The organism is Streptomyces sp. NPDC054849 (assembly GCF_053610945.1).
The window spans coordinates 1-24,121 of record NZ_JBSGZI010000095.1; the positions used below are offsets into that span (position 1 = coordinate 1).

Here is a 24,121-nt window from a genome sequence, read left to right on the forward strand (position 1 = left end):
GCCCCCGGCCTGAGGGAGGCCTGCCGGGCAGGCCCGGCAGGCCCGGCAGGCCCCGCAGGCGGGCCGGGCAGGCCCGCCCAGGAGGCCCGGCCGGAATCCTGTGCTTAAGCTGACCGGGTGGCGTCGGAAGGGGCTCTCCCATGGCTGACTACCCGCTGATCGAAAACCACGGCCTGATCGGAGATCTGCAGACCGCGGCCCTGGTGACCACGGACGGAACGATCGACTGGTATTGCTGCCCGCGTTTCGACTCGCCCAGCGTGTTCGGGGCACTTCTCGACTGGGAGAAGGGCGGGCACTTCACCGTCCGGCCGGCGGACAGGACGTACACCACGAAGCAGTTGTACCTGCCGGACACCGCGATCCTCGTGACGCGGTTCATGACCGAGGCCGGTGCCGGCGAGGTGGTCGACTTCATGCCGGTGACCGGAACGACGGCCACCGACCGCCACAGGCTGGTCCGCATGCTCCGCTGCGTGCGCGGCAGCATGACCTTCGAAGTCGACATCGCCCCCCGGTTCGACTACGGCCGCAGACCCCACACCCTCCACGTCACCCGGAACGGAGCGGTGTTCGCTGCGGACAACCTCGAACTCACCCTCCACGTGGTGCGGGAGCCACAGGACGAACGGGTGGTGCACGCCCTCATCGGCGACCACGACCTGCACGTCTCGTTCGCGCTGGAGGCCGGACAGCAGCGGGGCCTGGTCGTGGAGTCGGCCGCGGAGGGGCCGCCGCGCGAGATCCGCGTCGCGGAGTTCCAGGAACTCTTCGACGACACCAGGCAGTACTGGCGGTCGTGGCTCCGCCAGTCCCGGTACACGGGCCGGTGGCGCGAGACGGTCGAGCGCTCCGCCGTGACACTGAAGCTGATGACGTACGCACCCAGCGGCGCCCTGGTGGCGGCCCCCACGGCGGGGCTGCCGGAACAACTGGGCGGCGAGCGCAACTGGGACTACCGGTTCACCTGGATCCGTGACGCGTCCTTCTCCGTGTACGCCCTGCTGGGGCTGGGGTTCACCGACGAGGCGAGGGCGTTCATCGGCTGGCTGGGGGACCGGGTCAAGGAGAAGGCCGGCCGTGACACCGACACGGGCCCGCTGAACATCATGTACCGGGTGGACGGTTCCTCCGACCTGTACGAAGAGACCCTGGACCACTGGGAGGGGTACCAGGGATCCGCCCCGGTGCGCATAGGCAACGGCGCGGCGACCCAGTTGCAGCTGGACATCTACGGTGAGGCACTCGACAGCATCTCCTTCGCCCACCAGCACGGCATCCACCTGGACATCCAGGGCTGGACCTCGCTGCGCACGCTGCTCGACTGGCTCGTGGACCACTGGGACCAGGCCGGTGAGGGGCTGTGGGAGACCCGCGGCGGGCGCCGGCACTTCACCTACGGCCGGGTGATGTCCTGGGTCGCGTTCGACCGGGCGCTGCGGCTGGCGGTCGCCCACGGCCGGCCGGCCGAGAGCGGCCGCTGGGCCGCCGAACGCGACAACATCTACGAGCAGGTTCTGGCGAAGGGCTGGGACCCGGGCCGCCGCGCATTCGTCCAGCACTACGGCAGCGGTGTGCTCGACTCCTCGCTGCTGCGGATGCCGACGGTCGGGTTCATCACTCCCGACGACCCGATGTGGACGTCCACCCTGGACGCGATGGACCGGGAACTCGTCACCGACAGCCTGGTCTACCGCTACAACCCCGAGGCCTCGCCCGACGGTCTGCGCGGCTCCGAGGGAACCTTCTCCCTGTGCACCTTCATGTACGTCGACGCCCTGGCGCGGGCCGGGCGGGCCGATCAGGCCAGGCTCGTGCTCGAGAAGATGATGACGTACGCGAACCACCTGGGCCTGTACTCCGAGGAGATCGCCCTGACGGGTCGCCAGCTCGGCAACTTTCCGCAGGCGTTCACCCATCTCGCGCTCATCGATGCGGCCATCACGCTCGACGACACCCTGAACCGCCTGCGGCAGGGCGTCGATTAGGCGGGCGGCACGGGGCCGAGCAGAACGACGAGATCGCCCGCCCGTGGGCTGACGGCCTGCGTCTCGTCGACCGGATCCAACCGGCCGTCGGCGCTGACCACGAACAGCGTCTCGTGTGCCGGCGGCACCGGATCGGAGGCGGGCTGCACCAGGAACCGGGCGCCCTGCTCGTACCGTGCCGCCAGGACGTGCCTGACGAGTGAGCCGCCGAACAGGATGGCGCCGCCCGTGTAGGGCGCGACGACGCCGTGGCTCTCGTGGGGCGGTCCCACCCGGTAGACGGGGCCCTCGATGTTGTCCTCGACCACCACCGAGGCGAGCGCGTTGAAGTCGTCGTCATCGGTGAGCAGGAAGACGGCGTTGACCCCCTCCAGCCGCGCCCGGGGGTTGGTGGCCGTCGCCAGCAGGTCTCCTCTGGCCAGTTTGATACCGGCTTCCTTGATCCGCTCGCGTTCCTCGCCCAGGCCCGCCCACATCTGTACATCGATCCCCGCCGACAGCAGGGCTCTACCCAGTGCGATCGCCCACGGGGCGCCGCCCACGAGGAGGGGCCGTGTGAGGTTCGGCCGGGCGACGCCGAGCCGTCGGGCCATGGGGCCGGCGGTCAGGGCGTACAGCACGACCGTCGAGACGATCACCAGGAAGGTGATGGGGAGGATCTTGGAGGCGCCGCGCAGGCCCAGTTGGACGAGGCTCGCGGCGAAGGCCGCCGCGGTCGAGGCCGCGACGATGCCGCGAGGAGCCATCCATCCCGCGAACGCCCTTTCCCCCAGGGTCATGCCCTTGCCCATGGTGGCGGTGAAGGCCACGAGCGGCCGGACCACGAGGACGAGGACGGCCACGAGGACGAGGGTGGGAAGGAGCACGGGCGTCAGGGAGGCCGGGGTGACGCTGGAGGAGATGGAGATGAACAGCAGCCCGATGATCAGCTGGACCAGTGTCTCGAAGAAGGGCCGGCGCGCGGGCATGTCGAAGCCGCGGATGTTGGCCGCGGCCATACCGATGACGATCCCGGCGATCAGACCGGTGTCGTCGCGGACGATGTCACACCCCGCCGACACGGCGATCACCGTGGCCAGTTGCGCCAGCGTCCCGAGCGCCTCGCCGAGCCGTAGCACGCGCAGGGTCAGCCACAAGAGCGCGACCCCCACACCTCCGCCGACGAGACCGACGGCCAGGCTGATGACGAACTGGCCGATCTGGTAGCCCCGGCCGATGTCGATCTGGTGCGTCGTGGCGATGGCGTGGAAGACGAGTGCCCCCAGGATGGCGCCGATCGGGTCGGTCAGCGTCCCCTCCCAGATCAGCAGGCGCCGCACCTTGTCCGTCGGCCGCACGTACTGGAGCAGGGGCCCCACGACCGTGGGCCCCGACACGACGAGGATCATGCCCACCATCGCGGACACCCTGAGCGACATGCTGAACAGGGCCGGGGCGACGGCACAGACGGCCAGGAAGGTGAAGGCCACGCCGAAGAGCAGCAGCCTGCCGACGACCGCGCGGGTCTGGCCGGTGAGGTTGCGCAGGTCGAGGCCGAGACCGGCGTCGTAGAGGATCACCGCCACGGACAGCGACACCAGCGCGGAGAACTCCTCCCCGATCAGCTGGTCAGGATGGATGACGTCGGTCAGGGCGCCTGCGGCGAAGCCGACCGGCAGCAGCAGGATCAGCGCGGGGACCCGCAGTTTGCCGGCGAGGATCTGGCAGGCGGCGGCCAGGGCCACGATCAGGGCGATGCCGAGGAGGATGTCGTCCTCGCTCACAGCGGTTTCCTTCCTCGCCGCACGGGCGCGATGGGGGACTCGACGAGATTCCGGCGGCAGGGTTCCTGACGGTGGGCAGGGTTGCGGCCGCGGGGTCGGCGCGGCGCCGCGAGGTCAGCCGCCGTCGACCACCTCACCGCGCGTGAGGCCGGTCCGTCGCAGGTCGGAGTCGGTGAGGGGCTCCAGTTCGCCATGGGTGTCCAGCCAGTAGAGGAGGAAGACGGCCGGAGCGATGAGCAACAGGGCCACGAGACTGACGACCGAAAGCCAGACCAGCGTCTGGGAATCGCCTGCGGCGTCCGCCACGGACAGCGACGTGGGGATGAGGTAGGGGCGCTGTGCGAGCCCCCAGGCGAAGACGGCCGCGGCGACGATGCCGACGGCGGTGAAGCGCGCCCAGGGCGTCTTTCCCCGCATCACGAGAAAACCCGTGGCGGCGAAGAACACCGCGGAAACGATCGCGAGGGCGAGTCCCGCACCGTGGGTCAGTCCGTGCCAGACGTGGGGCGCGTCGCCGCGGGTGACGAGGAGCACGCCCACGGCCGTCAGGGCGACCACGACGAGGCTGAGCAGGGCGCGGAGCCGGAAGTAGCCGACGAGGTCGGGCACGTCGAAGCGTGCGGCGTCGGCGGCCAGGAACACGGCGCCGAGGAGAGCGGTCGCGGCGACGGTGAGGAGCCCGAACATCAGGGACGCAGGGGTCGCCCACGCGTCCGCCGACGCTTCGGTACCGGGTGCGACCCGGCCCGAGGCGATGGCGCCGACGGCCGCCCCGAGGAAGAACGGGGTGAGCAGGGACGCCACGGCGAACACGGCGCCGTAGAGGCGCCGCCGGGCGAGCCGGCGGCTGGGTTTGCGCAGGGCGAACCCGGCGCCGCGCAGGACCATGCCGAGGGCGGCCAGCGCCAGTGGGAGCCACATCGCGGTGAACACCGTCTGGAACAGCACGGGGAACCCGGTCCACATGAGGACGAGGACGAAGATCAGCCAGACGTTGTTGACCTCCCACACGGGCGCCATGGCATGGTCGATCAGCCATCTGGGACGCTTGCCGCGCTCGGTCCCGCCGGCCGTGAGGTCCCAGAACCCGGCCCCGTAGTCGGTCCCGCCGGCGCAGGCGTACGCGGCCACGGCGAGCAGCATCACGAAGGCGACGAGGTCGGCCATCACGTTCCCCCGCCCCCGGAAGGAGTGGAGCCGCTGTCTCCGGGCGACGGGGCGTCGCCGGCCGGGACGGGTGGGCGCGGACCGTAGGGGGTGACCGCCTCCGGGTCCTCCACCGTCCGCCCGTCTGTCCGCCCGTCCGTCCGTCCGCTCGCCTGCTCGTCCGCCAGCTCGTCCGCCAGCTCGTCCGCCAGGCGCCAGCGCTCGCGCATCTTCAGCAGGACCATCAGGAACGCCCCGAAGATGAACACGTACACCACGACCACCAGGCCGAACATGATCCACAGAGTGGTGGAGCGGGTCGAGGTCACCGCCTCCGCGACGCGCATGTTCTGGTAGACGATCCAGGGCTGGCGCCCCACCTCGGTCGTGATCCAGCCGCATTCGACGGCGACGACGGAGCCGACTCCGGCGCACGCGGCGCTGCGGTAGAACCACTTGGAGCGGGGCAGCCGGCGATGGCGCAGCCAGACCAGGCCGTACCAGAGGGCGAGGAGCAGAAGCACACTGCCGATGCCGACCATGATGTCGAAGGCCCAGTGGGCGATCGTGGCCTGCGTGGCGTTCGGCCGGTCGCTCGCCGGTACGGAGGCCAGTCCGGTCACCTTGGTGTCGGGGCTGAACCCGGCCAGGATGGAGTCGAGCTGGGGGACCTTGATGCCGCCGGAGACGGTGCCGTCCGGATGGAGCCGGCCGAAGAGGTACTCCGGGACATGGGTGTCGGTCTCCCAGACGATCTCCATCGCCGCGAACTTCACGGGCTGCTTCTGGAACACCTGCCGGGCGATCGAGTCGCCCAGTACGAACTGCACCGGAGTGGCAACCGCCGCGATGGTGAAGGGGACCGTGAAGCCGAGCCGGTGGTAGCGGTCCCGGCGGCCGCGCAGCCATCCGACGGCGTAGACGCCTGCCACCACGTAGCCCGCCGTCACCAGCATCGCCACCACGAAATGCCAGTACTGAGGCCCGAACATCGGCGTGAAGACGGCCTTCCAGACGTTCACGTCGACCGGGTTGCCCTGGGGGTCGAGCGTGAACCCCTGCGGGGTGTTCATCCACGAGTTGGCGGCCAGGATGCCGAAGGCCCCGAGCAGCGCCGTGGCCGGCAGCGGCAGCCCGAGGAGGAAGTGCGTGCGGGGCTTCAGCCTGCGCCAGCCGTACAGGTAGATGGCGATGAGCACCGCCTCGAGGAAGAACGCCCAGGCCTCGATACCGAAACCGATGCCGAAGACATCGCCCCACCTGCCCATCAGCCCCGGCCAGAGCAGACCGAACTCGAACGACAGCACGGTGCCGGTGACGACGCCGATCGCGAACTGCACGGCCATCACCGCCGACCAGCGCCGGGCCAGCAACAGGGCCGTGGCGTCCTTGCGGCGCAGGCCGCGATAGTGCATGACGAGGGTGATGAGCGGCAGCGCCACCCCCATCGGCACCAGGATGATGTGGGAGGCGAGGGTGAACGCCATGAGCTGCCTGGCCGGGAGCAGTTGGGCGGGGGCGTCCGCCGCCAGCAGGTGGAGCGTGGTGTGCATACGTTCCTTCGGCGCTCGGGATGACGGTCGGACGAGGGTCAGCCGCCGGTGGCGAAGCCGGGGAAGAGGGTCATCCCGCCGTCGACGTAGAGCGTGGTGCCCACGACGTAGTCCAGGAGGTCGGAGGCGAGGGCCACGGCCGCGTAGGCGATGTCCTCGGGATCGCCGATGCGCTTGTACGGGATCAGCCGGAGCAGATCCTCCCGGGCCTCCGCCGTGTCCCACGCGTCCCGGTTGATCGGTGTCTTGATGGCTCCCGGAGCGATCGCGTTCACCCGGATCTTCTTGGGCGCGAGTTCCTGGGCCAGGGTCGTCATCAGCATGTGCACGCCCCCCTTGGAGGACGCGTAGTTCGCATGCCCCGCCCAGGGGATGATCTGGTGGACGGAACTCATACAGATGATCTTCCCGGCCGCACGGGACACCTCGGGGACGACGCCGCGCCGCAGGAACTCCTTCGTCGCCTCCCGCGCGCAGAGGAACTGGCCCGTGAGGTTGACGTCCAGCACCTTCTGCCACTGGGCGAGCGTCATCTGCTCGAACGGGGCGTCGCGCTGCAGCCCGGCGTTGGCGACCAGGATGTCGATCGTGCCGAACTCCTGGACCATCCGGTCCATCATGGCCACGACCTGGTCCTCCTGGGACACGTCCGCCTCATACGCGGCGGCGCGTACGCCGAACGAGGTGATCTCCTCGACCACCTTTTCGGCTTCCTCCGCGCCGGCCACGTAGTTCACGACCACGTCGGCGCCGGCCCGGCCCAGGCTGATGGCCGTGGCCTTGCCGATTCCACTGTTGGCGCCGGTGACCAGTGCTTTCTGACCCTTGAGCAGGTGAGCGGGGATCATTCCCCGCGGTGCGCCCTCGGTGGAACTCACGATCGACTGCCTCCTCGCATGCCCGGTCCGGCCCGCCGGACCGCGGCCCGGCAGGGTCCGAACGCCACCCAAGCACCCTCTCCGGAGATCGGCGTCCCGGGCGAGGCGGTCTTGGGCCACGCGGCCGAGTACCGACCCCCGGTCGGAGGAGACACCGGGCTTACGGGATCAGCTCAGCCGTTCCACCAGGTGGTCGCCCACCCGCAGGGCGTTCGCGATCGCCGTGAGGGACGGATTGACCGCGCCGATGCTCGGGAAGAAGCTCGTGTCGACCACGTACAGGTTCTCGAGGTCGTGTGCTTTGCAGTTCACGTCCAGGGCGGAGGTGGCCGGGTCGTCGCCGAACCGTACGGTGCCGGCCTGATGCGCCGTGGCGCCGATCGGCATGCCCTTGTGGAGATAGATGCTGCGCGTCAGGAGCTGGTGCTCGTGCATCCCCAGATGGCCGAGCATGCCCTGGAGCCTGTGCCGCAGCCGATGGAGCCCCGCGATGTTGTTCTTCTCGTCGAGCACGAGACGGATGGTGCCGTCGCCGTCGACGGTGACCCGGTTGTCGGGGAGCGGAAGGTCCTCGCCGCACAGCCAGAAGTCGACCGCGTGGTGGGCCATCACTTCGAAGGGCATGTCGGGGGTCACGGCACCCGCCCAGCGGGGCGCCTCACCGTGGATCTGGTCGGCGTCCGACTTGCCGAGCATCTGGATGCCGCCGAGCGGGTAGTCCCAGTCGTCGGCGCCGAGGTACCAGTCGTGCAGGGCCAGGGTCTTCTGGAACCTGGTGTGGTTCGGTTCCTTCGAAATGGCCATCAGGGCAAGGTTGTTGTGACGCATGTAGTGCCGACCGACCACGTCGGAGCTGTTCGCCAGCCCACGGGGGTGGCGGTCGTCGGCCGAGGCCAGGAGGAGTGCCGCCGAGTTCACCGCCCCGCAGGCGACGACGACGATGTCCGCGGTGTAGGAAGTCTGCAGCCCGTCCTCGCTCCGGGTCAGGACGCTGCTGACGCTGCGTCCGGTCGGGTCGGTCTCCAGCCGGACCACCCGGGCATTGGTGATCATTTCGACGTTCGGGTGCCGCAGGGCGGGCTCCACGCAGATCACCTGGGCGTCCGACTTGCCGCGCACCAGGCAGGGGAAGCCGTCCACGCGGTCCCAGCGGATGCAGACGCTGGAGCTGGTGGCCCGCCCGTTCTCGTCCTGCCGCAGGTCGACGCCGATGGGCAGGTGGAAGGGGTGAAGTCCGCGCTTCTCCAGGTCGTCGCTCAACTGCTGGATACGCGGCTCGTGCTCGACCGGCGGGTAGGCGTACTGGGCGCTGTACGGCCCTTCCCACGGGTCCTCCCCGTGGCGCCCGTGGACCAGGTAGAGGTGCTCGGCCTCGGTGTAGTAGGGCTCCAGGTCCTCGTACCGGATCGGCCAGGCCGGCGACAGCCCGGCGTGGTGGCGCAGCTCCCCGAAGTCCTCGGGCCGCAGCCGGAAGAGGGCGGCGCCGTAGAACTTGGTGTTCCCCCCGACGTAGTAGTTGACCTCGGGTGGGAAGGTGTTGCCGTGTTTGTCCAGCCAGAACTCAGGGGCACGGTACTTGCCCTTCACGAACACCGCGGTGGAGTCCCAGTTGTCCCGCTCGCGGGGAAGGTAGTCACCCCGTTCGAGGATGAGCACGCGTTTACCGGAAGGGGCGAGCCGGTGGGCGAGCGTACCGCCGCCGGCGCCCGAGCCGATGATGACGACGTCGTAGTGCGGGGAGTCGCCCACGGCGACCACCGTCCTTGCGCTTGCGGGCCGGCCCTGTCACCCGCCCTCTCTCTGCGCGCCGCCTGGACACGGCAGCCACCCCGCCCCTTCGAACGTATCCCTCCTCCTGGGGTACGGCGACCGGACGGGCGTCCGCGGCCCTCACAGAACGGCGATCGGGTTCACGGGCGAGCCGGTGGCCGACGGAAGCCTGAGGGGGGCCACCACGCACAGGAAGGACCACCGGCCCGCCCGTGCGCACGCCCGGGTCAGCTCCTCGAACTGCAGGTAGTCCATCAGATGCAGTCCCATGGCGTGCACCGCCAGCACGTGCACGGGAAAGCCGACCCCGTCCACCGCGCTGGGTGCGGTGTCGTTGTTGCCGTCCGAGCCCAGCGCGGCGACCTGCCGCTCGGCCAGGAAGCGGACGGCCGTGGGATGGAGGCCGGCCCGAACCCGGGCGGCGTTCCACGCCCCGCACTCCAGGCGCCGCGGGCGATGCCCCACCCGTACGAACAGCACGTCCCCCGGCCGGACCCGGACCCCTTGGGCCGCCTCCGCGGCGGTCAGGTCGGCGGCGGTCACGTGGTCCCCGGGCTCCAGCCACGGCACGCCCCGCAGCCGTGGAACGTCCAGGAGCACGCCACGGCCGACGATGCCGTCCCGGACGGCCTCGACGGAGAGCGCACCGGCGCCCTCGGACGTCACACTGCTCGCCGGCACGCCGTTGTAGAGCTCCCCGTCGAACAGCACATGGCACAGCGCGTCGAGATGACTGTCCGCGTCCCCGTGCACGTTCATCGCGAAGCGGTCGCGCGCGAAGTGCAGGCCGTCGCCTCCGGTCGCACCGGTCTCACCGGCAGCGGGCGCGATCATCCGGTGGCGTGCCGGGTCGGGATTGTCGGGGCCGGGCAGAAGTTCGATGGGCGCGGCGAGGGACACCGTACGTCCGGAGCGGACCTCGGCGGCGGCGGCCACGACGCGCTCGGGCGTCAAGTGGCCGAGCGCACCGCGCAGGTCGTCGGGGGTGCGTGGGCTCCGCTCGCGCAGCTCCGCGTACAGCGCACGAAACGCTGCGTCGCTCATGCGCTGCGGCGTCAGAGGCCCGGTGTCCGCGCTCACCAGGATCCCCACGGTGCCAGGCCCCATCGCAGGACATGGCGGTCGCCCGGTTGCAGGACGGTGAGCGCCGTGCCGCTTCGGAAGGCGTCGGCCGGGCAGGACATCGGCTCGACGGCGACACCGCGCCGACGCCGCCCGGGCTCCGAGAGCGTGTCCCCGGTGTACACCTGCACGTACCGGACGCCCTCGAGGAGCCGTACGTCGACGCCGCGGCTCCCCGAGGGATGCGCCAGGCGTACCGCGCAGTGGCCGGCGGGGTCCCGGTCGAGACCGGTGTACGCGGTGTCCAGGTGCTCCTGGCCGATGGGCCGGACGGTGCAGAAGTCGTACGCCGTGCCCTCGACCGGCTCCTCACCGATCGGCAGGCCGTGTTCGTCGGTGCGGAGACGGTAGCGGGCCGGCACGGTCAGCAGCGCGCTGTCCACCAGGTCGGTGCCCACGGTCAAATAGGGGTGCTGGCCCACGCCGTACGGAGCGGCGGAGTCCCCCGGGTTGGTGGAGGTGACGGTGGTCTCGAGCCCCTCCGGGCCCAGCCGGTACTCGGCCGAGACCTCCAGCCGGTACGGGTATCCCGGCTGCGGGAAGAGCGTGGTGCCCACCGTGACCGCGTTCTCGCTGCGGGCGAGCAGCCGCCACGGAACCCACCGCAGGAGGCCGTGGATCGCGTTGCCGTTCTCCGGTTCGGTGAGCGGGAGTTGCAGGTTCTCGCCGCCGAACCGATAGCGTCCGCCGGCCACCCGGTTCGGCCAGGGTACGAGGACCTGCCCGCGACCGCCGGTGATCCGCTCGCCGGCGGCGAATCCGTCGAGGAGCGGCCGGCCGCCCACCTCGTAGAGGCGCAGGGCGCCGCCCAGCTCGACCACCTCCGCGGACTGCGCGCCGTGGCGCAGCCGCCACTGTTCTCCCGATGCCGTGCCGGTGCTCGTACCGAGCCATGCGACGACGGCTGCGGCAACGGCTTCCGGGGGCTGGCCGACATCCACGACGCAGGCGTGTTCGTCGGGCTCCGGCTCCTGGAGATCGGCGAACTGGCTGTCCAGCAGCTGCGCGGGGAAGAAGTGCCCGCCCCTGGCCAGCAGCCGGGACCGGATGAGTGGCCGTGAACCGTGCAGGTGGACCAGCCGCACTCCAGGCCGCCCTCCGGCCAGTTGGTCACGGTAGGCGCGCTTGAGCGCGGAGCAGGCGAGGACCGCGGGTTCCCGCTCGGCGATCCGCCCGTCGATCCATGCCGCGACCGCCGCCAGCCAAGGGCGCCTGTCCTCGTCGGACAGGGCCTCGCCGGCCGCCATCCTGGCCCGGTTCGCCCGCGTGTGGAGGTCGTCCGCGTCCTGGAAGGCCCAGCCGAGCCGGTCGGCCAGCAGCAGCGCCACCGTGGACTTCCCCGAGCCCGACACGCCCGTCACGACCACCACGGATGCCGGCGCCTTCGCCACGGGGGCTTGCCGCTCGGCCCGTCCGGACGGGGCCGGACGCATCTCGCCGGTGCGGACTCCGCGCGACGGTACGGGTGCTCGCACGGGCTCCCGCGCGTGGTGACGCGCCATACGGCCTCCTTCGCGCAGTACGGCCGGCCCGCGTGCGGCCGCCGGCCGGGTACTTCCACTCTCGGCGCGCCCATGCCGCGGCGCACTTCGGTGACCGTGCGACGGAGGCGGGAACTGCTGCTCAGACGGAGTCGGCTGAGCCGGACGCGCCGGACGCGCCGGACGTACCGGTTGTGCCCGGGGCGGGCGGACGGGCGGTCTGCGGCTCCGCGGGCCCGCCGACCGGGGCCTGTGCGGAGCCGCGCGGCAGCAACTGGGTCGTCACGAAGGCCACGACGGCCGCCAGGACCACCACAGGGGTCATGGCGGCGCTGTCGAGCACCAGGACGACGAGCACGATGCTGCTGACCGGCAGCCGCAGGGCGCTGGCGGTCGAGGCCGCCATGCCCGCGGCCATTGCCGGTACGACCCCCAGTCCCGGCAGGGGCGCGAGCAGCACACCCACCACGCCACCCAGGAGCAGCGACGGGAACACGGGGCCGCCGCGCAGGCTGCCCAGGCACAGGGCATAGGCGAGGCTGGTGCAGAGCAGCACGGCGATCAGGGCCCCGACCCCCCAGCTGTGCGGATCGGCGGCCAGCCGGCTCAGCGTCCCCTGGCCGGATGACGCCACGTTCGCCGGCGACCGGCCGGTGGTCAGCGCGTACACGGCGGCGCAGGCGCCCGCTGCCAGGGCGCACAGGGCGGTGTGAACGACAGGACGCTTCGCGACGAACCGCGCGGTCAGCCGCCCCCCGTGCATGATCAGATGGATGAGGACACCGATGGCCACGGCCATCAGGACCGCCCAGATGACGTCCCCCGCATCGAGCTGCGGAAGGGGCAGGCCCATTTTCACGGAGAGGCTGGGCGCATCGAAACCGGTCCAGCGGCCGAAGCCGGTGAACACGAGTGCGCCCACCCCGCTCGACAGCAGAGCGGGCAACATGACGGCGAACAGCTGCGGCCCGCCCACCCCGGCCACCTCGATGAGGATCACCGCCGCGACCAGCGGGCTCCCGAAGATCACCGCGACCGCCGCCGCCGCTCCGGCCGCGCCCAGGAGCGCCGTACTCTGCGGGGTCGCCGGCGCCCGCGCCAGATCCCTGAAGAGCAGCGCCAAGCCGCCGCCGAGGGCGATCAAGGGGGCCTCCGGTCCCAGGGTCGCGCCGAGGGGAAGGCTGAGCAGGGCGGCGAGGACCACGCCGGGCAGGGCCGCAGGCGAGACACCACCCGTGTGGAGTCCCGAGGCGGGGATGTGGCCGCCCCCGCCGGGCAGGCGGGTCACCAGGAGCCCTACCGTCGTGCCGGCCACGAGCAGCAGCGGCAACGGCCACCACCACGGCGGGACGCTCCACCCCAGAGCCGCCGGCAGGGCGTCCCACATCACGTGCTCCAGCTCGTGGAGCGCCACCAGGAACCAGAAGGCGATCAGCGACACCGGAACACCGATGAGGGCGCAGAACACGAGTGCCTTGAAATAGCCGGGGCTGCGCAGCAGGTCACGCAGCCGGTCCGCCTCTTCGGGCTGTGTCACTTCGGAAGGTCCTGCCGGGCGTGGATCCGACGCCGTCATAAGGTGTCCTGTCCCCTCTCGGTTCCGGACGTCCGCCTCAAGCGAGGAGCCTGGCCTTCTGAGCCGCGAACTCCTCCTCGGTCAGCACACCTTGGGCCTTCAGGTCGCCCAGCTGCTTGAGCTGCTCGATCTTGGCGCTCATCTCGTCGGCGGGGGCCGCGGCGGCTGCGGGCGGTGCCGCCGGGGCGGGCGGGGGCTGCTGCTGATAGGCCGGTTGCTGTTCGCTCTGCTGTGCCCATCGGCCCGCCTGCCGCCGCGAAACGCGGTTCGATACCGCGGTCGCGGTTCCGGCCACCACGGCTGTGCGGGCGACGCCACGAAGGAGTCCAGGCATGTTCGTTCATCTCCCAGAGGTGTACGGGTCGAACGGGGCTGGACGGGGATGCGGCCGCTCGCCACCAGCACTGCGCCGGCACGCCGCCACGCCCGGGCCGGCCCACAGCCGTGGTCCGGGGAAGACACCACGACCCATGGCGACGGGCAGCCCACCCCAGTCATTGCAACATCCAGCCGGATGCTCCGCATGTCCGGACCTCCTCCCACGGATGCGGCGTCCACCTGGTGCGCCGCGCCCGTTCCCCACGGCCCCCGCCGCCGGGCAGCGCGTCTCCCGCTGTGATCGGCTGCAGGTGACGGGTCACCCACCGGAAGTACTGTCCGGTGATCAGCGGTTGGTGGGTAGGGTCGGCTGCACCCGATCGAGGAGGACCAGCGTGGCGAGCATCGTGATTGCGCAGACGACCGTGGACGACGAGGCCAAGGCGTACGAGATCGCGCGGGCCGCGGTGGAGGCCCGGCTGACGGCCGGGGTGCACATCGACGCGCGGATGACCTCCTTTTACTGGTGGAAGGACGCCGTGCAGCACGAGAGGGAGTACCGGCTGTCGTTTCAGACGACCACGGAGCGGGTCGCCGCGTTGAAGGAGTGGGTGCACGAGCACCACCCGTACGAGGTGCCGCAGTGGATCGTGCTGCCGGCGACCGGCGCCTCCGAGGAGTACCTCGCGTGGGCGGTGCAGGAGACCACCGCACGCTAGTCGTCGCCGCGCTTCTGCAGCCCCCGACCCTCCCGCCGTACGCCGGTCACCGAGGGTGGCCATCCGCATCCGCATCCGCATCCGCACCGTCACCGTGCACGCAGCGTAAGCCGCACGACCCGTCGTCCTGCCTTCCGAGTCGCCCGAACGGCCCGGGGCGCGACAGCATGGAGTCAGGGCGGTCTGCGGGTGGCCTCGGGAGGAGGCGGTACAGGCAGTGACCAGACATCGCTTTGCGTTCTGCGGGGCTGAGCTTGCCGCCGTCTACGTGGTCGCCGACCAGGGCAGGGAGCTCCATCTGGCCGAACTGACCGGGAACCGCGGAGTCCTCTACGGACTGCCCGCGATCCTCGCCGTGGCCAGCCATTCGCCCGCCGCCAACGCCTTCCGCTCCGGCCGCCCGCTGTGGCTCACTCCCAAAGAACTCGCCACGTTCATCGAGGACGACCCCCACCACTTCCCCACCCGGGTGCGGGACGGTGACCCCAGCTCGCCGGCCAGGATCTCGCTGGGCGCGCTGCCCCTGGGACACGGAGACCAGGACCTCGGATGCCTGGTCGTCGCCGGGGAGGTCGGCAACGGCTTCAGCGCCGACGACCGCAGCCTCCTGGAGCTCTACGCCGATCAGGTGGCCGCCGGACTCGAATCCGTGGCCGCTCGCTTCGCCGATCGCAAAGCCCCGCAGTCGCATCTGGGTCAGTCACTGATGCCTCACCAAGGCGGCGCGTTCATCCTCGAACTGAGCACCGGCCGCATGGAGGCCCACGCACATGTGCTGGAACTGCTCGGTCTGCCTCCCGAGCATTTCGACGGGCAGGCGGAGACCCTGCTCGCCTGCGCCGTCCCCGACGACATGCCCGCACTGATGGCGATCGTGGAGCCGGACCGGCTGGCCGCGGGCGGCCAGCAGCTGGCGTTCCGTATCCGCCGCCCGAACGGCGAGCTGCGCTGGCTGGGGCTGCGGTGCCGGGTGGAGGTGGACTCCGGTGGCACACCGCAGCGCGTCCTGGGTGTGGTGGCCGATGCCACCTATCTGCGCCCCAGCGCCGACGAGGTCTCCGTCGTGCAGCGGCTGTCGGCCACGCTGGCGGGAGCAGCGACCATCCGGGAGGTCAGCCGGCTGGTGGTCGCCGCCCTGCGCGAGCCGCTCGGCGCCTCCCGGGTCGCGGTCGGTGAACTGGAGCCCGAGCGGCTCATCGTCACCGCCCTCGACCCTCCGGAGCCCGATGCCTGGCCGGAGGCCTGGCGCTCCGAATGGCGGTCCGAGTGGCCCGACGTGTCGCTCAGCGACCTGCCCACCCTGCAGAGCGCGCTGCGCGGGGGGCACATGAGTCTGTGGCCGCCGGGCGCGGCTCTCGAACCCGGCCTTCTGGGCGTCGGGCCCGGTGGTCTCGCGGTGCTGCCGCTGCCCGCCGAAGGCAGGATGGTCGGCGTCTGTCTGGTGGGGTGGGACGCGGAGCACCGGTTCGGGCCGGAGGAGCGGTCGCTGCTGACCGCGACCGCCGGACTGGTGGGGCAGGCCCTGGTACGCGCCCACGCACTGGACGCGGGGCACGAACTCGCCACCATGCTCCAGCGCAGTCTGCTGCCCCGTAAGCTCCCGGAGCTGCCGGGCGGCATCGCCGTCGCCCGCTACCTGCCCGCGACGGCGGGACTGGAGGTCGGCGGCGACTGGTATGACGTCATTCCGCTCAGTGACAGTCACGTGGCGTTCGTCATCGGGGACGTACAGGGGCACAGCGCGGGAGCCGCCACCATCATGGGCCAGATGCGGACGGCGGTCAGGGCCTACGCGGTGGAGGGCCACCCGCCCGATGTGGTGGTCGCGCGGGCCAACCGCCTGCTCGTCGGCATGGAGACCGACCTGTTCGCCACGTGTGGGTATGTGGACCTGGACATGGAGGAGGGCATCGCCCGGGTCGTACGGGCCGGCCACCTCCCGCCGATCCTGCGCCATCCCGACGGGGCCACCGAGGAAATGGTGGTCGAGGGTGGGCCTCCCCTGGGGGTGCTCGCGGAGGCCGAGTTCCCCATGACCGAGGTGGGGCTCCTCCCCGGCACCCTGCTCGTGCTGCTGACGGACGGCCTGGTCGAATCCGCCAGGCTGCCTCTGGAGGAGGGCATGCGGCGGGTGCGCGACGTACTCTCCGCGGCCGACCCGGTCGATGCCGGAGGGGTGGCCGACGAGTTGGTCTTCGGGGTGGGCCGCCGCGACGACGACGTGGCCTTGCTGTTGCTGCGCTACGACGGGACACGGGGCCGGCCGTTGCGGAGCCACTGGACGGTGTGGCGGCTGCCCAAGGCGGTTCTGCACGCGCGCCGCTTCACCGCGCGCACCCTTCGGGCCTGGGGAGTGGTGGAGGAACTCGACGCGGCTCTGCTGGTCGTGTCCGAGCTGGTCACCAACGCCGTCGCGCACACCCAGGGCGAGGTGGGGATGGATCTGACCCTGTCGACGGACCGGCTGCGGATCGCAGTGAACGACGCGTCGCCGCGCAGCCCCGTCAAACCGGTGTCGGTGAGCTGGGAGTCGACCGGCGGTCGCGGGCTGCTCATCGTCGAGGCGACGACGATGGCCTGGGGCTCGGTGCCGCTCAGCGGCGGCAAGCAGGTGTGGGCGGAGATCCCCTGGCGCGGCGCGAGCGGCTGACGCAGAGGACGAGAGCCCGCCTGGTTCGCGGGGACGGACCACGAAATGGAGCTGTGGGCCGTCCTGCACCGACGAGAGCCCCGACGGCCCGGCCACAAGGCCCGCGCCCCGGGCGCGGTCGGGCAGATGCCGGCTGACGCCACCGGTCGCGGGGCACGGCCGCTCGGGGGACGTGCCCCTACGTGTGCTGCAAGTCAGGGATGTCCGCACTGCGAGGCAGGCGCGCCCTCGATGCGCGTCTCGCACCGGCCGCCCGGCTGGTGGTGTGCGCCGCCGTCCCCTGGTACGTGTGCCTGTGGCTCGGTACGACCGCCGACCCGGTGCCGGCTGCCCTGCCCGCCGTCCTGATCCTGCGCCAGGACGTGTTCGAGGCGCCCCGGCTGGCCCTGCAACGGCTGGTGGGGGTGGTCGTCGGCGTGCTGCTGAGCGTGGCCGTCCTGCACCGGCTGCCGACCGGCTCCGTGTCGTTCCTGATCGTGCTGGTGTGCGGCTGCGCCGGCATGTACCTGCTGGGCCAGGTGGGCTCCCCCAATCAGCAGGTGCTGATCACCGCCTTGATGATCTACGCCACCGCGGAGCCCGGGTACCCCCTGGTCCGGCTGGTGGAGAGCGTCGTCGGCATCGCCGTCGTGGCGCTGCTGGGCCCGCTGCTCTGGCCCCCGGACCCCTACCGGGACGCTGCGGCCGGACTGGACGCGTATCGCGCCGGACTGCGCGTCCGCATGGAGCGGATCGCCGCCCTCGCCCTCGGCGGGCAGCAGGCGGGCCCCGGTCCCGCCGAACCCTCGCCCTGTGGCACCGTCCGCACGAGCTCGCCACCACCTTGAAGCGCAGGACGGGCCGCACGCTGCTCCTGCCGCCCCGGAAACCTCCCGTCGGGGCGGCGGACACCCTCCGCCCCGCCTGCTGCTGGCAGCGCGGACGGCGCCCGCCCTGCTGTTCCTCACGCGGGAGCTGGAGACCCGGACGGCCGGCGAGGACCGGGCGGGAGGCACTGCGGCCGGACCCGACGAGGCGGTGCTGGCCGTGGCCCCGCTGATCGACGCGACGGCGAGCACCCTGGGCGCCGCCCTGCGCGGCGAGGACTGCACCGCGCCCTTGAGCTGGAACGGGCGCACCGCGGGTCCCATCCCGCGCGACGCGACGCCGTCCTGCGGGCCGGACTGCACCTCACCCACGAAGCGCTGGCCGACCACCTCGGCCCGCCGACGGGCTGACCGCGCCCGGGCGCGGTCAGCCCGTGCCACCCGGGCGGTGGAAGCGCACTTCCGGGAAGCGCACTGTCGGGCGGTCCAGCAGCGGGGTGTTCCGTCCGCGCACATGGGTGTCGACGAACGCCGTCAGGTAGGTCCTGGTGACGGTGTCGGCGCGGTCGCCGTCCAGTCGCTGGAGCGGCATGCCCAGCTGCTTGGCGAGGGGTGCCAGGTCGGTGAAGGACAGGTGCCCGGTGTCGTCGACGCTCAGCCAGCGCTTCCATCCGGTCAGTTCGGTCCAGGTCTCGTCCCAGCTGGGGTCGGTGCCGCCGGGTACGTGGCCGGGCTGGCCGAGCATCAGGAACGGCCGGTCCAGGGGAGTGGCGTTGGGGAACCGGAAGTTGCCGTCCATGTTGACCGCCGCCTTGACGCGCGGGTCGCGCAGCATGGCCGGGATCGTGCTGAAGCCGCCGGCCGAGTGCCCGACGACGGCGATGCGGTCGGGATCGATGGGCGCGCCGCGCTTCCAGGCCGGCCGGGCGCCGGTGAGCTCGTCGATCACGAAGGAGATGTCCTCTGCGCGCACGGCCCCGACCTTGGGGTAGTCCTTGTCCACGCACGCCAGGCAGGAGGTGGTGCGGCCGTCGGGGAACGAGATGCCGTCCGCCTCGTAGTTGTGTCCGACGGCGGCGACGGCGTAGCCGCGGGCCGCGAACTCCTCGGCGAGGCCGGTGAGGGTGGCGCGTGGCATGCCGAAGCCCGGTGACAGGATGACGAGGGGCAGCCCGCCGCGGACCCTCACCGGTGTGGCGTCCACCGTCGCGTAGGTCGCCACCTTGGTGAACAGGTCGGCCGGCAGGTCCAGTCCGCCGGCCGCCACGTACTGCTCGGACTCCCCGGCCGTCATGTAGGGCGCTGGCGTGGCCGAGGGCCTGACGGCCGGGTACCAGAGGGAGAGCATCAGCTCCCGCTTCTCCGAGGGGACCCATGGGTCGGCCCGGTTCTCGTCCTTGAGAGGGAAGGTGGCCCTGCCGACCGGGTGGTGCCCGGACGGCGTGGGCAACACGAGAACGGTCCTGGGGAGTTGTACCGGGCGGGTGTCGGCATGGGCCGTCGCGGTGGAGAAGGTGCCCGCCAGAGCCGCGGCAAGGGCGGCACCGGCCAGGAACAAGCGTCGTCGCATCGAGTGGTCTCCGTCGATGTCTCGTGTGGCGTCCGGCCCGCCCGGTGCGGGCCGATGCCTCGAACGTATGCCGGGCACGAGCTGCTGCCATCGGCTCGGGGATGTACGTCGACGGCCGCCGTACATCCCCGGGTTGAGTCCATCCCCGAGGTGCGGTGAGGTTCTGGCAGCCGGGCCAGAGAGCGCGGAGCGCAGGCGGCCGGTCTCGGTGACCAGCCGCGAGGACCCGGTACGGCTGCGACGGCCGCCGGCTCGGCCGCCGGCTCGACCGGGACCCCGGCCCGTGGCCCTGCAGCGCTCGCCGCACTCGGCTGCGGCGCCGAGCACCTCGCCGGCCCCGCCAGTACCGAGGCGGCAGGGCCGGCGGCGTCTCGGTACTGGGGGGACGGCCGTTCACCACTCGTCAAGGCGTGGGGCGGCGCCGACGGGATCGTCAACGTCTTCGCACAGCCCCCCGCGCCGACCTCGCGGCGGTCGACGGAGCCGGCCCTGGGGGAGGTGAGCTCCACGCCGTGCCGCCCGGCCGCCCGACCGACCGGCCGCCCGACCGACCGGCCGCCCGCCCGTCCGGACGACACGAAGCAGGCCGTCACGGCCTATGAGGAACCTTGTTCCCGCGCAGCGAGGAGAAGGCGCGGGCGTCCGCGAGGGGCCCCGGCGCCCGGTGCACTCCGCGCCTGGCCACGGCTTTCGGGATGCCGGGCGGGCGTGCCGCCTGCAGGCTGGAGGGCATGTCGGACCGTACGGAGATCGTCGTTCACCCGGTGTCGCCGCAGGGCGGCCGGAAGGTCACGGTGCATGCGCTGGGGGTGGACGCGGACCTGGGCCGGGCATTCACGCCCGGCGACGTGAGTGAGCTGCTGCGCCGGGCCGGCCTGGAGGACGTGGATCTCTCGGAGGACGGGCCGATCCGATGGGAAGGCGGCGGCCCGGAGGTGTGGACCGCCGGCAGCTGACCCGGCGGGCGGCAGCGGCGGTGCCTCTCGACCGTGCCGGGCGTCGCGCACCAGACGGCGGCGGGACGCCGGCCGCCGCACCGGCGGCGCCCGAGCTGGCCGGGCTGCTGACGACCCCGGCCGCCCGCCCGGCGGCCGAGGCGCTGGGCCGGATCGGGCCGGCGGCCGCGTCAGCGGCCCGGACCCGCGGTGTCGCCGGGCCGGTGGCCGGTGTGCTCGCCGGGCTCGCCCTCGGGGACACCGACCGGCCGGGGCCCCGGTGGCGGGGCGCGCAGACGGCCGCCTGGGCGCACTGGCGCATCACCGGCGACCCGGACCTGGCGCTCCGGGTGTGCGGCGCGGCGGCGCGGGCGGGCCTCGGTCGGCCCGTGCTGCGCTACCTCGCCGACCTCGGCCCGCTGGCCGCGCCGTACGCCGACGCGGTAAGCCCTCTGCTGACCTGCCCGGGGGAGTGGAGCCGGGTCGGAGCGGCCGAGGCGTGGTGGCGCATCACCGGTGACGCGGCGCCGGCCGTCGACGCCCTGGTGCCGGAGCTGGCGCCGCTGGCCGGTCATGGAGTCACCCCGCTGGTCCTGCGGACCGTACGGACGCTGGGCGCGATCGGCCGCCCCGCCGCAGCGGCCCTGCCCGTCCTGCAGGCGGTCACGTCCTCGCGCCGCCGCTACGGCGGTGACATCCTGCGGGACGAGGAACTGACCCGGGTCGCGCGAGAGGCCTTGTCCGGCCTCGGCCGGACATAGACCGGGCACAGGCCTGGCACAGGCCGGGCCGTCTTCCGGATCATGGCGCCGTGTGGGGCGCGCCGGCCGCATCGGCGTCGATCCCGTCGGCCCCGTCGGTCCAGCCGGCGCTGTTCGGCGAGGGAGTCAAAAAAGTTCGGGCGACGATGTCGAGAACCCGTGGCCGGCTCCGTCCCCGCAGTGAACGCGACCACAATGGGTCGGTCGCACTGCTGAGGAGAGACACCATGGCCAAGTACTTGCTGCTCAAGCACTACCGCGGCGCTCCGGCCCCGGTCAACGACGCGCCCATGGACGAGTGGACGCCGGAGGAGATCACGGCCCACATGCAGTACATGCAGGATTTCGCGACCCGGCTCGAGGGGACCGGCGAGTTCGTCGACGGTCAGGCGCTCGCCCCCGAAGGAACGTGGGTCCGGTACGACGGTGAGGGGCGCCCGCCGGTCACCGACGGACCGTTCGCCGAGACCAAGGACCTCATCGCCGGCTGGATGGTGATCGACGTCGACAGCTACGAGCGCGCGATCGAGCTGGCCGGGGAACTGTCGGCGGCCCCCGGGGCGGGCGGGAAGCCGATCCACGAGTGGCTCGAGGTGCGCCCGTTCCTGGCCGCGCCGCCGACCATCACGGAGTGACCAGGTGATGAACGAGGCCCTGCTCCGAAGCCTCGCGCCGAGCGTGCTCGGAATCCTCGTCCGCCGCGGAGCCGATTTCGCGGCGGCCGAGGACGCCGTGCAGGACGCGCTCCTCGAAGCGGTCCGCGTCTGGCCGGCCGATCCGCCGCGGGACCCGAAGGGCTGGCTGGTCACCGTGGCCTGGCGCCGGTTCCTCGACGCGACCCGGGCGGACACCGCCCGCCGCCGACGGGAGGGACTCGTCGACGAGGAGCCGGCGCCCGGGCCCGCACCCGCGGTGGACGACACGCTCCAGCTCTACTTCCTGTGCGCGCACCCGTCGCTGACGCCGTCGTCCGCGGTCGCCCTCACACTGCGCGCCGTCGGCGGGCTGACCACCCGCCAGATCGCCCGGGCCTACCTGGTGCCCGAGGCGACCATGGCGCAGCGCATCAGCCGGGCCAAGCGCACGGTCTCCGGCGTGCGGTTCGACCAGCCCGGCGACGTCGCCACGGTGCTGCGCGTCCTCTACCTGGTCTTCAACGAGGGCTACACCGGCGACGTCGACCTCGCCGCCGAGGCCATCCGGCTCACCCGCCAGCTCGCGGCCGCGATCGACCACCCCGAGGTGGCAGGGCTGCTCGCCCTGATGCTGCTCCACCACGCCCGGCGCGCCGCCCGGACCGCCCCCGACGGCAGCCTGGTTCCGCTCGCCGAGCAGGACCGCGGACGGTGGGACACCAAGTCGATCGCCGAGGGCGTCGCCATCCTGCAGGCGGCCCTCGCCCGCGACCGGCTGGGAGAGTTCCAGGCCCAGGCCGCCATCGCCGCACTCCACGCGGACGCGCGCAGCGCCGAGGAGACCGACTGGGTGCAGATCGTCGAGTGGTACGACGAGCTCGCGCGCCTGACCGACAGCCCAGTGGTCCGGCTCAACCGCGCGGTGGCCGTCGGCGAGGCCGACGGACCGCGCGCCGGCCTGGCGGCGCTCGCGGCGCTGGACGCCTCAGTGCCTCGCCACGCGGCGGTGGCGGCGTACCTCCACGAGCGCGACGGCGACCTGGCGACGGCGGCACGGCTGTACGCCGAGGCAGCCCGGAAGGCACCGAACACCGCCGAGCGCGACCACCTGACGCGCCGTGCCGCCCGGCTCAACGCCCGGCGGCGCAGCTGACGGGCAAATGCTCACCGGATTCCCGGCCCGGCACGGCTCACCGACCGGGAGCCACCGGCGTGACCGTCGTGGGTGAACTCGCCGATGCATTCTTCTCCTCGGCGTCCGGGCGCGTCCGCCTCAGGACGCGGTACCCCGGTCGGTGTACCGCAGCAGCGCGCCCACGCCCTCGTACAGCTCCAGCTCGCTCTCCGGTACGAGGACCAGTTCGGCGCCCGTGCCCACCAGGGCGCGCACCAGCGCCTCGTCGGCGCGCTCCTCGCACGGCGCCCTCACGCCGAAGGAGAGCAGTTCCGCCTCCGTCAGGGCCAGCTGGGTGGGCCGCGGGCCCGCCCAGAGCCGCAGGGAGGATGCCGGCGGGCGGTTCAGCAGGAGCGCGGAGACCTGGCCGCGCTGGAGTGCGGCGAGAGTGGTGGACAGCCCCTCCGTCGCGGGTCCCTCCAGTGCGCGCCGGCCGATGAAGACATCCACCAGTTCCCGGTCGTGTGCGGCCATGCGGCCGCGGAACACGGTGTCGAGCTGTGGCTCCAGCAAGGCGCGTCCGGTGTCCGTGGGGGTGTGGCCCCCGACTCGTACGACCTTGTCCCGCAGGGACCGCGGCAGGCGGCGCACCAGGACGTTGCCCGCCCAGTCGTCGCCGCCCACGACCACGGCGTCGGCGTGGGCGCGCCGGGCGATTTCGTCGAGCTGGTGGCCCAGCCGGCCGGCGGCGCGATGCCAGGTGGCCACCGGAACCCGTCGGTGCAGGCGCGCACCCGGGGCGACGCTGGACGCCGGCCAGGTTCCGGTCTCCGCCTCCAGCGTCACCCAGCCATGGGTCTCGGCGGTCGGCAGCCCGCTGTAGTGGACGATCACGGCCAGGTACGGGATCTCCGGAACGTGCTGGGTGACCAGGGCCATCGTGTCCGGCAGCGTGCCGTAGCGCGCCCAGTCGTGCTCGGGCGGCCTGGGCAGCTCCCCGTCCAGCACCAGCGTCCCGTGGGCGGCGAAGAGGGCCTGCCCATGCGTCCCCGGCACTTCGGTGTCGGAGCCGACCGCTTCCTCCATCGCGTTCAGCAGGGCCCGTCCCGCCCCCTGCCGGCTCAGGTCTTCGCGCAGCCGCCGCCAGCGCAGTGCTATCGCCCGCTCGGGATGCGCGACGTCGCGCGAGGTGTCCAGGTACACGGAGGCGAACGGGCCCGGCTCTGCGTAGAGGGGCTCCAGGAACGACAACCTCATCGCCACTCCTCGTCGTGGCTCTTCCCATGTTCGATGATGCCCTTTCGGCCCGCGAGGGTGAAGTGCCGGAGGGTGTGGT

19 protein-coding genes are annotated in these 24,121 nt (G+C 72.3%); 8 read left to right on the plus strand and 11 right to left on the minus strand.

Features of this window, described 5'->3' with window-relative positions; all coding sequences use genetic code 11:
- Positions 1–140 precede the first annotated feature (140 nt).
- Positions 141–1,988, plus strand: a complete 1,848-nt coding sequence (locus tag ACWGIF_RS30265; RefSeq protein ID WP_453502233.1) for a glycoside hydrolase family 15 protein — start codon at positions 141–143, stop codon at positions 1,986–1,988.
- Here ACWGIF_RS30265 and ACWGIF_RS30270 read toward each other — a convergent pair.
- The 9 genes from ACWGIF_RS30270 to ACWGIF_RS30310 form a co-directional block, all read right to left on the minus strand.
- A complete protein-coding gene (locus tag ACWGIF_RS30270; RefSeq protein WP_453502235.1) occupies positions 1,985–3,751 on the minus strand; it encodes a cation:proton antiporter in 1,767 nt (588 codons plus the stop codon). The genes ACWGIF_RS30265 and ACWGIF_RS30270 overlap by 4 nt on opposite strands.
- A gap of 114 nt (positions 3,752–3,865) precedes the next feature.
- Positions 3,866–4,918, minus strand: coding sequence for a cytochrome d ubiquinol oxidase subunit II (locus ACWGIF_RS30275; protein ID WP_453502237.1), 1,053 nt, complete (start codon positions 4,916–4,918; stop codon positions 3,866–3,868).
- Complete coding sequence (locus ACWGIF_RS30280) at positions 4,918–6,450, minus strand: cytochrome ubiquinol oxidase subunit I (protein ID WP_453502239.1); 1,533 nt, start codon at positions 6,448–6,450, stop codon at positions 4,918–4,920. The genes ACWGIF_RS30275 and ACWGIF_RS30280 overlap by 1 nt, the downstream gene beginning before the upstream one ends.
- A 38-nt stretch (positions 6,451–6,488) precedes the next feature.
- Entirely contained in the window at positions 6,489–7,298 is an 810-nt protein-coding gene (locus ACWGIF_RS30285) for an SDR family oxidoreductase (RefSeq protein ID WP_453502273.1), read from the minus strand.
- Positions 7,299–7,496: 198 nt separating this feature from the next.
- The gene (locus ACWGIF_RS30290) at positions 7,497–9,077 is read right to left on the minus strand and encodes a GMC oxidoreductase (RefSeq protein WP_453502241.1); all 1,581 of its coding nucleotides are present in this window, start codon (positions 9,075–9,077) and stop codon (positions 7,497–7,499) included.
- Positions 9,078–9,218: 141 nt separating this feature from the next.
- Entirely contained in the window at positions 9,219–10,142 is a 924-nt protein-coding gene (locus tag ACWGIF_RS30295) for a cyclase family protein (protein WP_453502242.1), read from the minus strand.
- 32 nt (positions 10,143–10,174) lie between these two features.
- Positions 10,175–11,722, minus strand: coding sequence for a gluconokinase, GntK/IdnK-type (locus tag ACWGIF_RS30300; RefSeq protein WP_453502244.1), 1,548 nt, complete (start codon positions 11,720–11,722; stop codon positions 10,175–10,177).
- A 121-nt stretch (positions 11,723–11,843) separates the two neighbouring features.
- Positions 11,844–13,277, minus strand: a complete 1,434-nt coding sequence (locus tag ACWGIF_RS30305) for a chloride channel protein (protein ID WP_453502246.1) — start codon at positions 13,275–13,277, stop codon at positions 11,844–11,846.
- Between the two features lie 37 nt (positions 13,278–13,314).
- On the minus strand, positions 13,315–13,611 hold the full coding sequence (locus ACWGIF_RS30310; RefSeq protein WP_453502247.1) for an SHOCT domain-containing protein: 297 nt from the start codon (positions 13,609–13,611) through the stop codon (positions 13,315–13,317).
- Between the two features lie 379 nt (positions 13,612–13,990).
- Between ACWGIF_RS30310 and cutA the strand changes: the two genes are divergently transcribed.
- The 3 genes from cutA to ACWGIF_RS30325 all read left to right on the plus strand — a co-directional run bounded on the left by cutA (position 13,991) and on the right by ACWGIF_RS30325 (position 17,791).
- On the plus strand, positions 13,991–14,314 hold the full coding sequence (cutA, locus tag ACWGIF_RS30315) for a divalent-cation tolerance protein CutA (RefSeq protein WP_453502249.1): 324 nt from the start codon (positions 13,991–13,993) through the stop codon (positions 14,312–14,314).
- 217 nt (positions 14,315–14,531) lie between these two features.
- On the plus strand, positions 14,532–16,964 hold the full coding sequence (locus ACWGIF_RS30320; protein ID WP_453502250.1) for a SpoIIE family protein phosphatase: 2,433 nt from the start codon (positions 14,532–14,534) through the stop codon (positions 16,962–16,964).
- A gap of 200 nt (positions 16,965–17,164) precedes the next feature.
- The gene (locus tag ACWGIF_RS30325; protein ID WP_453502251.1) at positions 17,165–17,791 is read left to right on the plus strand and encodes an FUSC family protein; all 627 of its coding nucleotides are present in this window, start codon (positions 17,165–17,167) and stop codon (positions 17,789–17,791) included.
- Between the two features lie 406 nt (positions 17,792–18,197).
- On the opposite strand, the gene ACWGIF_RS30330 is transcribed toward ACWGIF_RS30325, so the two are convergent.
- The gene (locus ACWGIF_RS30330; RefSeq protein WP_453502252.1) at positions 18,198–19,340 is read right to left on the minus strand and encodes an alpha/beta hydrolase family protein; all 1,143 of its coding nucleotides are present in this window, start codon (positions 19,338–19,340) and stop codon (positions 18,198–18,200) included.
- Between the two features lie 731 nt (positions 19,341–20,071).
- On the opposite strand from ACWGIF_RS30330, the gene ACWGIF_RS30335 reads away from it, so the two are divergent.
- The 4 genes from ACWGIF_RS30335 to ACWGIF_RS30350 all read left to right on the plus strand — a co-directional run bounded on the left by ACWGIF_RS30335 (position 20,072) and on the right by ACWGIF_RS30350 (position 22,824).
- Positions 20,072–20,296, plus strand: coding sequence for a hypothetical protein (locus tag ACWGIF_RS30335; RefSeq protein WP_453502254.1), 225 nt, complete (start codon positions 20,072–20,074; stop codon positions 20,294–20,296).
- Positions 20,278–21,036: a hypothetical protein gene (locus ACWGIF_RS30340; RefSeq protein WP_453502256.1), complete on the plus strand. Its 759-nt coding sequence runs from the start codon at positions 20,278–20,280 to the stop codon at positions 21,034–21,036. The genes ACWGIF_RS30335 and ACWGIF_RS30340 overlap by 19 nt, the downstream gene beginning before the upstream one ends.
- Positions 21,037–21,263: 227 nt before the next feature.
- Positions 21,264–21,671: a YciI family protein gene (locus ACWGIF_RS30345; protein WP_453502257.1), complete on the plus strand. Its 408-nt coding sequence runs from the start codon at positions 21,264–21,266 to the stop codon at positions 21,669–21,671.
- A gap of 7 nt (positions 21,672–21,678) precedes the next feature.
- Positions 21,679–22,824 (plus strand): RNA polymerase sigma factor, encoded by a 1,146-nt coding sequence (locus tag ACWGIF_RS30350; RefSeq protein ID WP_453502259.1) that lies wholly within the window; start codon positions 21,679–21,681, stop codon positions 22,822–22,824.
- Positions 22,825–22,944: 120 nt separating this feature from the next.
- Here ACWGIF_RS30350 and ACWGIF_RS30355 read toward each other — a convergent pair whose 3' ends face one another.
- Positions 22,945–24,042: a baeRF2 domain-containing protein gene (locus ACWGIF_RS30355; protein ID WP_453502261.1), complete on the minus strand. Its 1,098-nt coding sequence runs from the start codon at positions 24,040–24,042 to the stop codon at positions 22,945–22,947.
- Between the last annotated feature and the right edge of the window lie 79 nt (positions 24,043–24,121).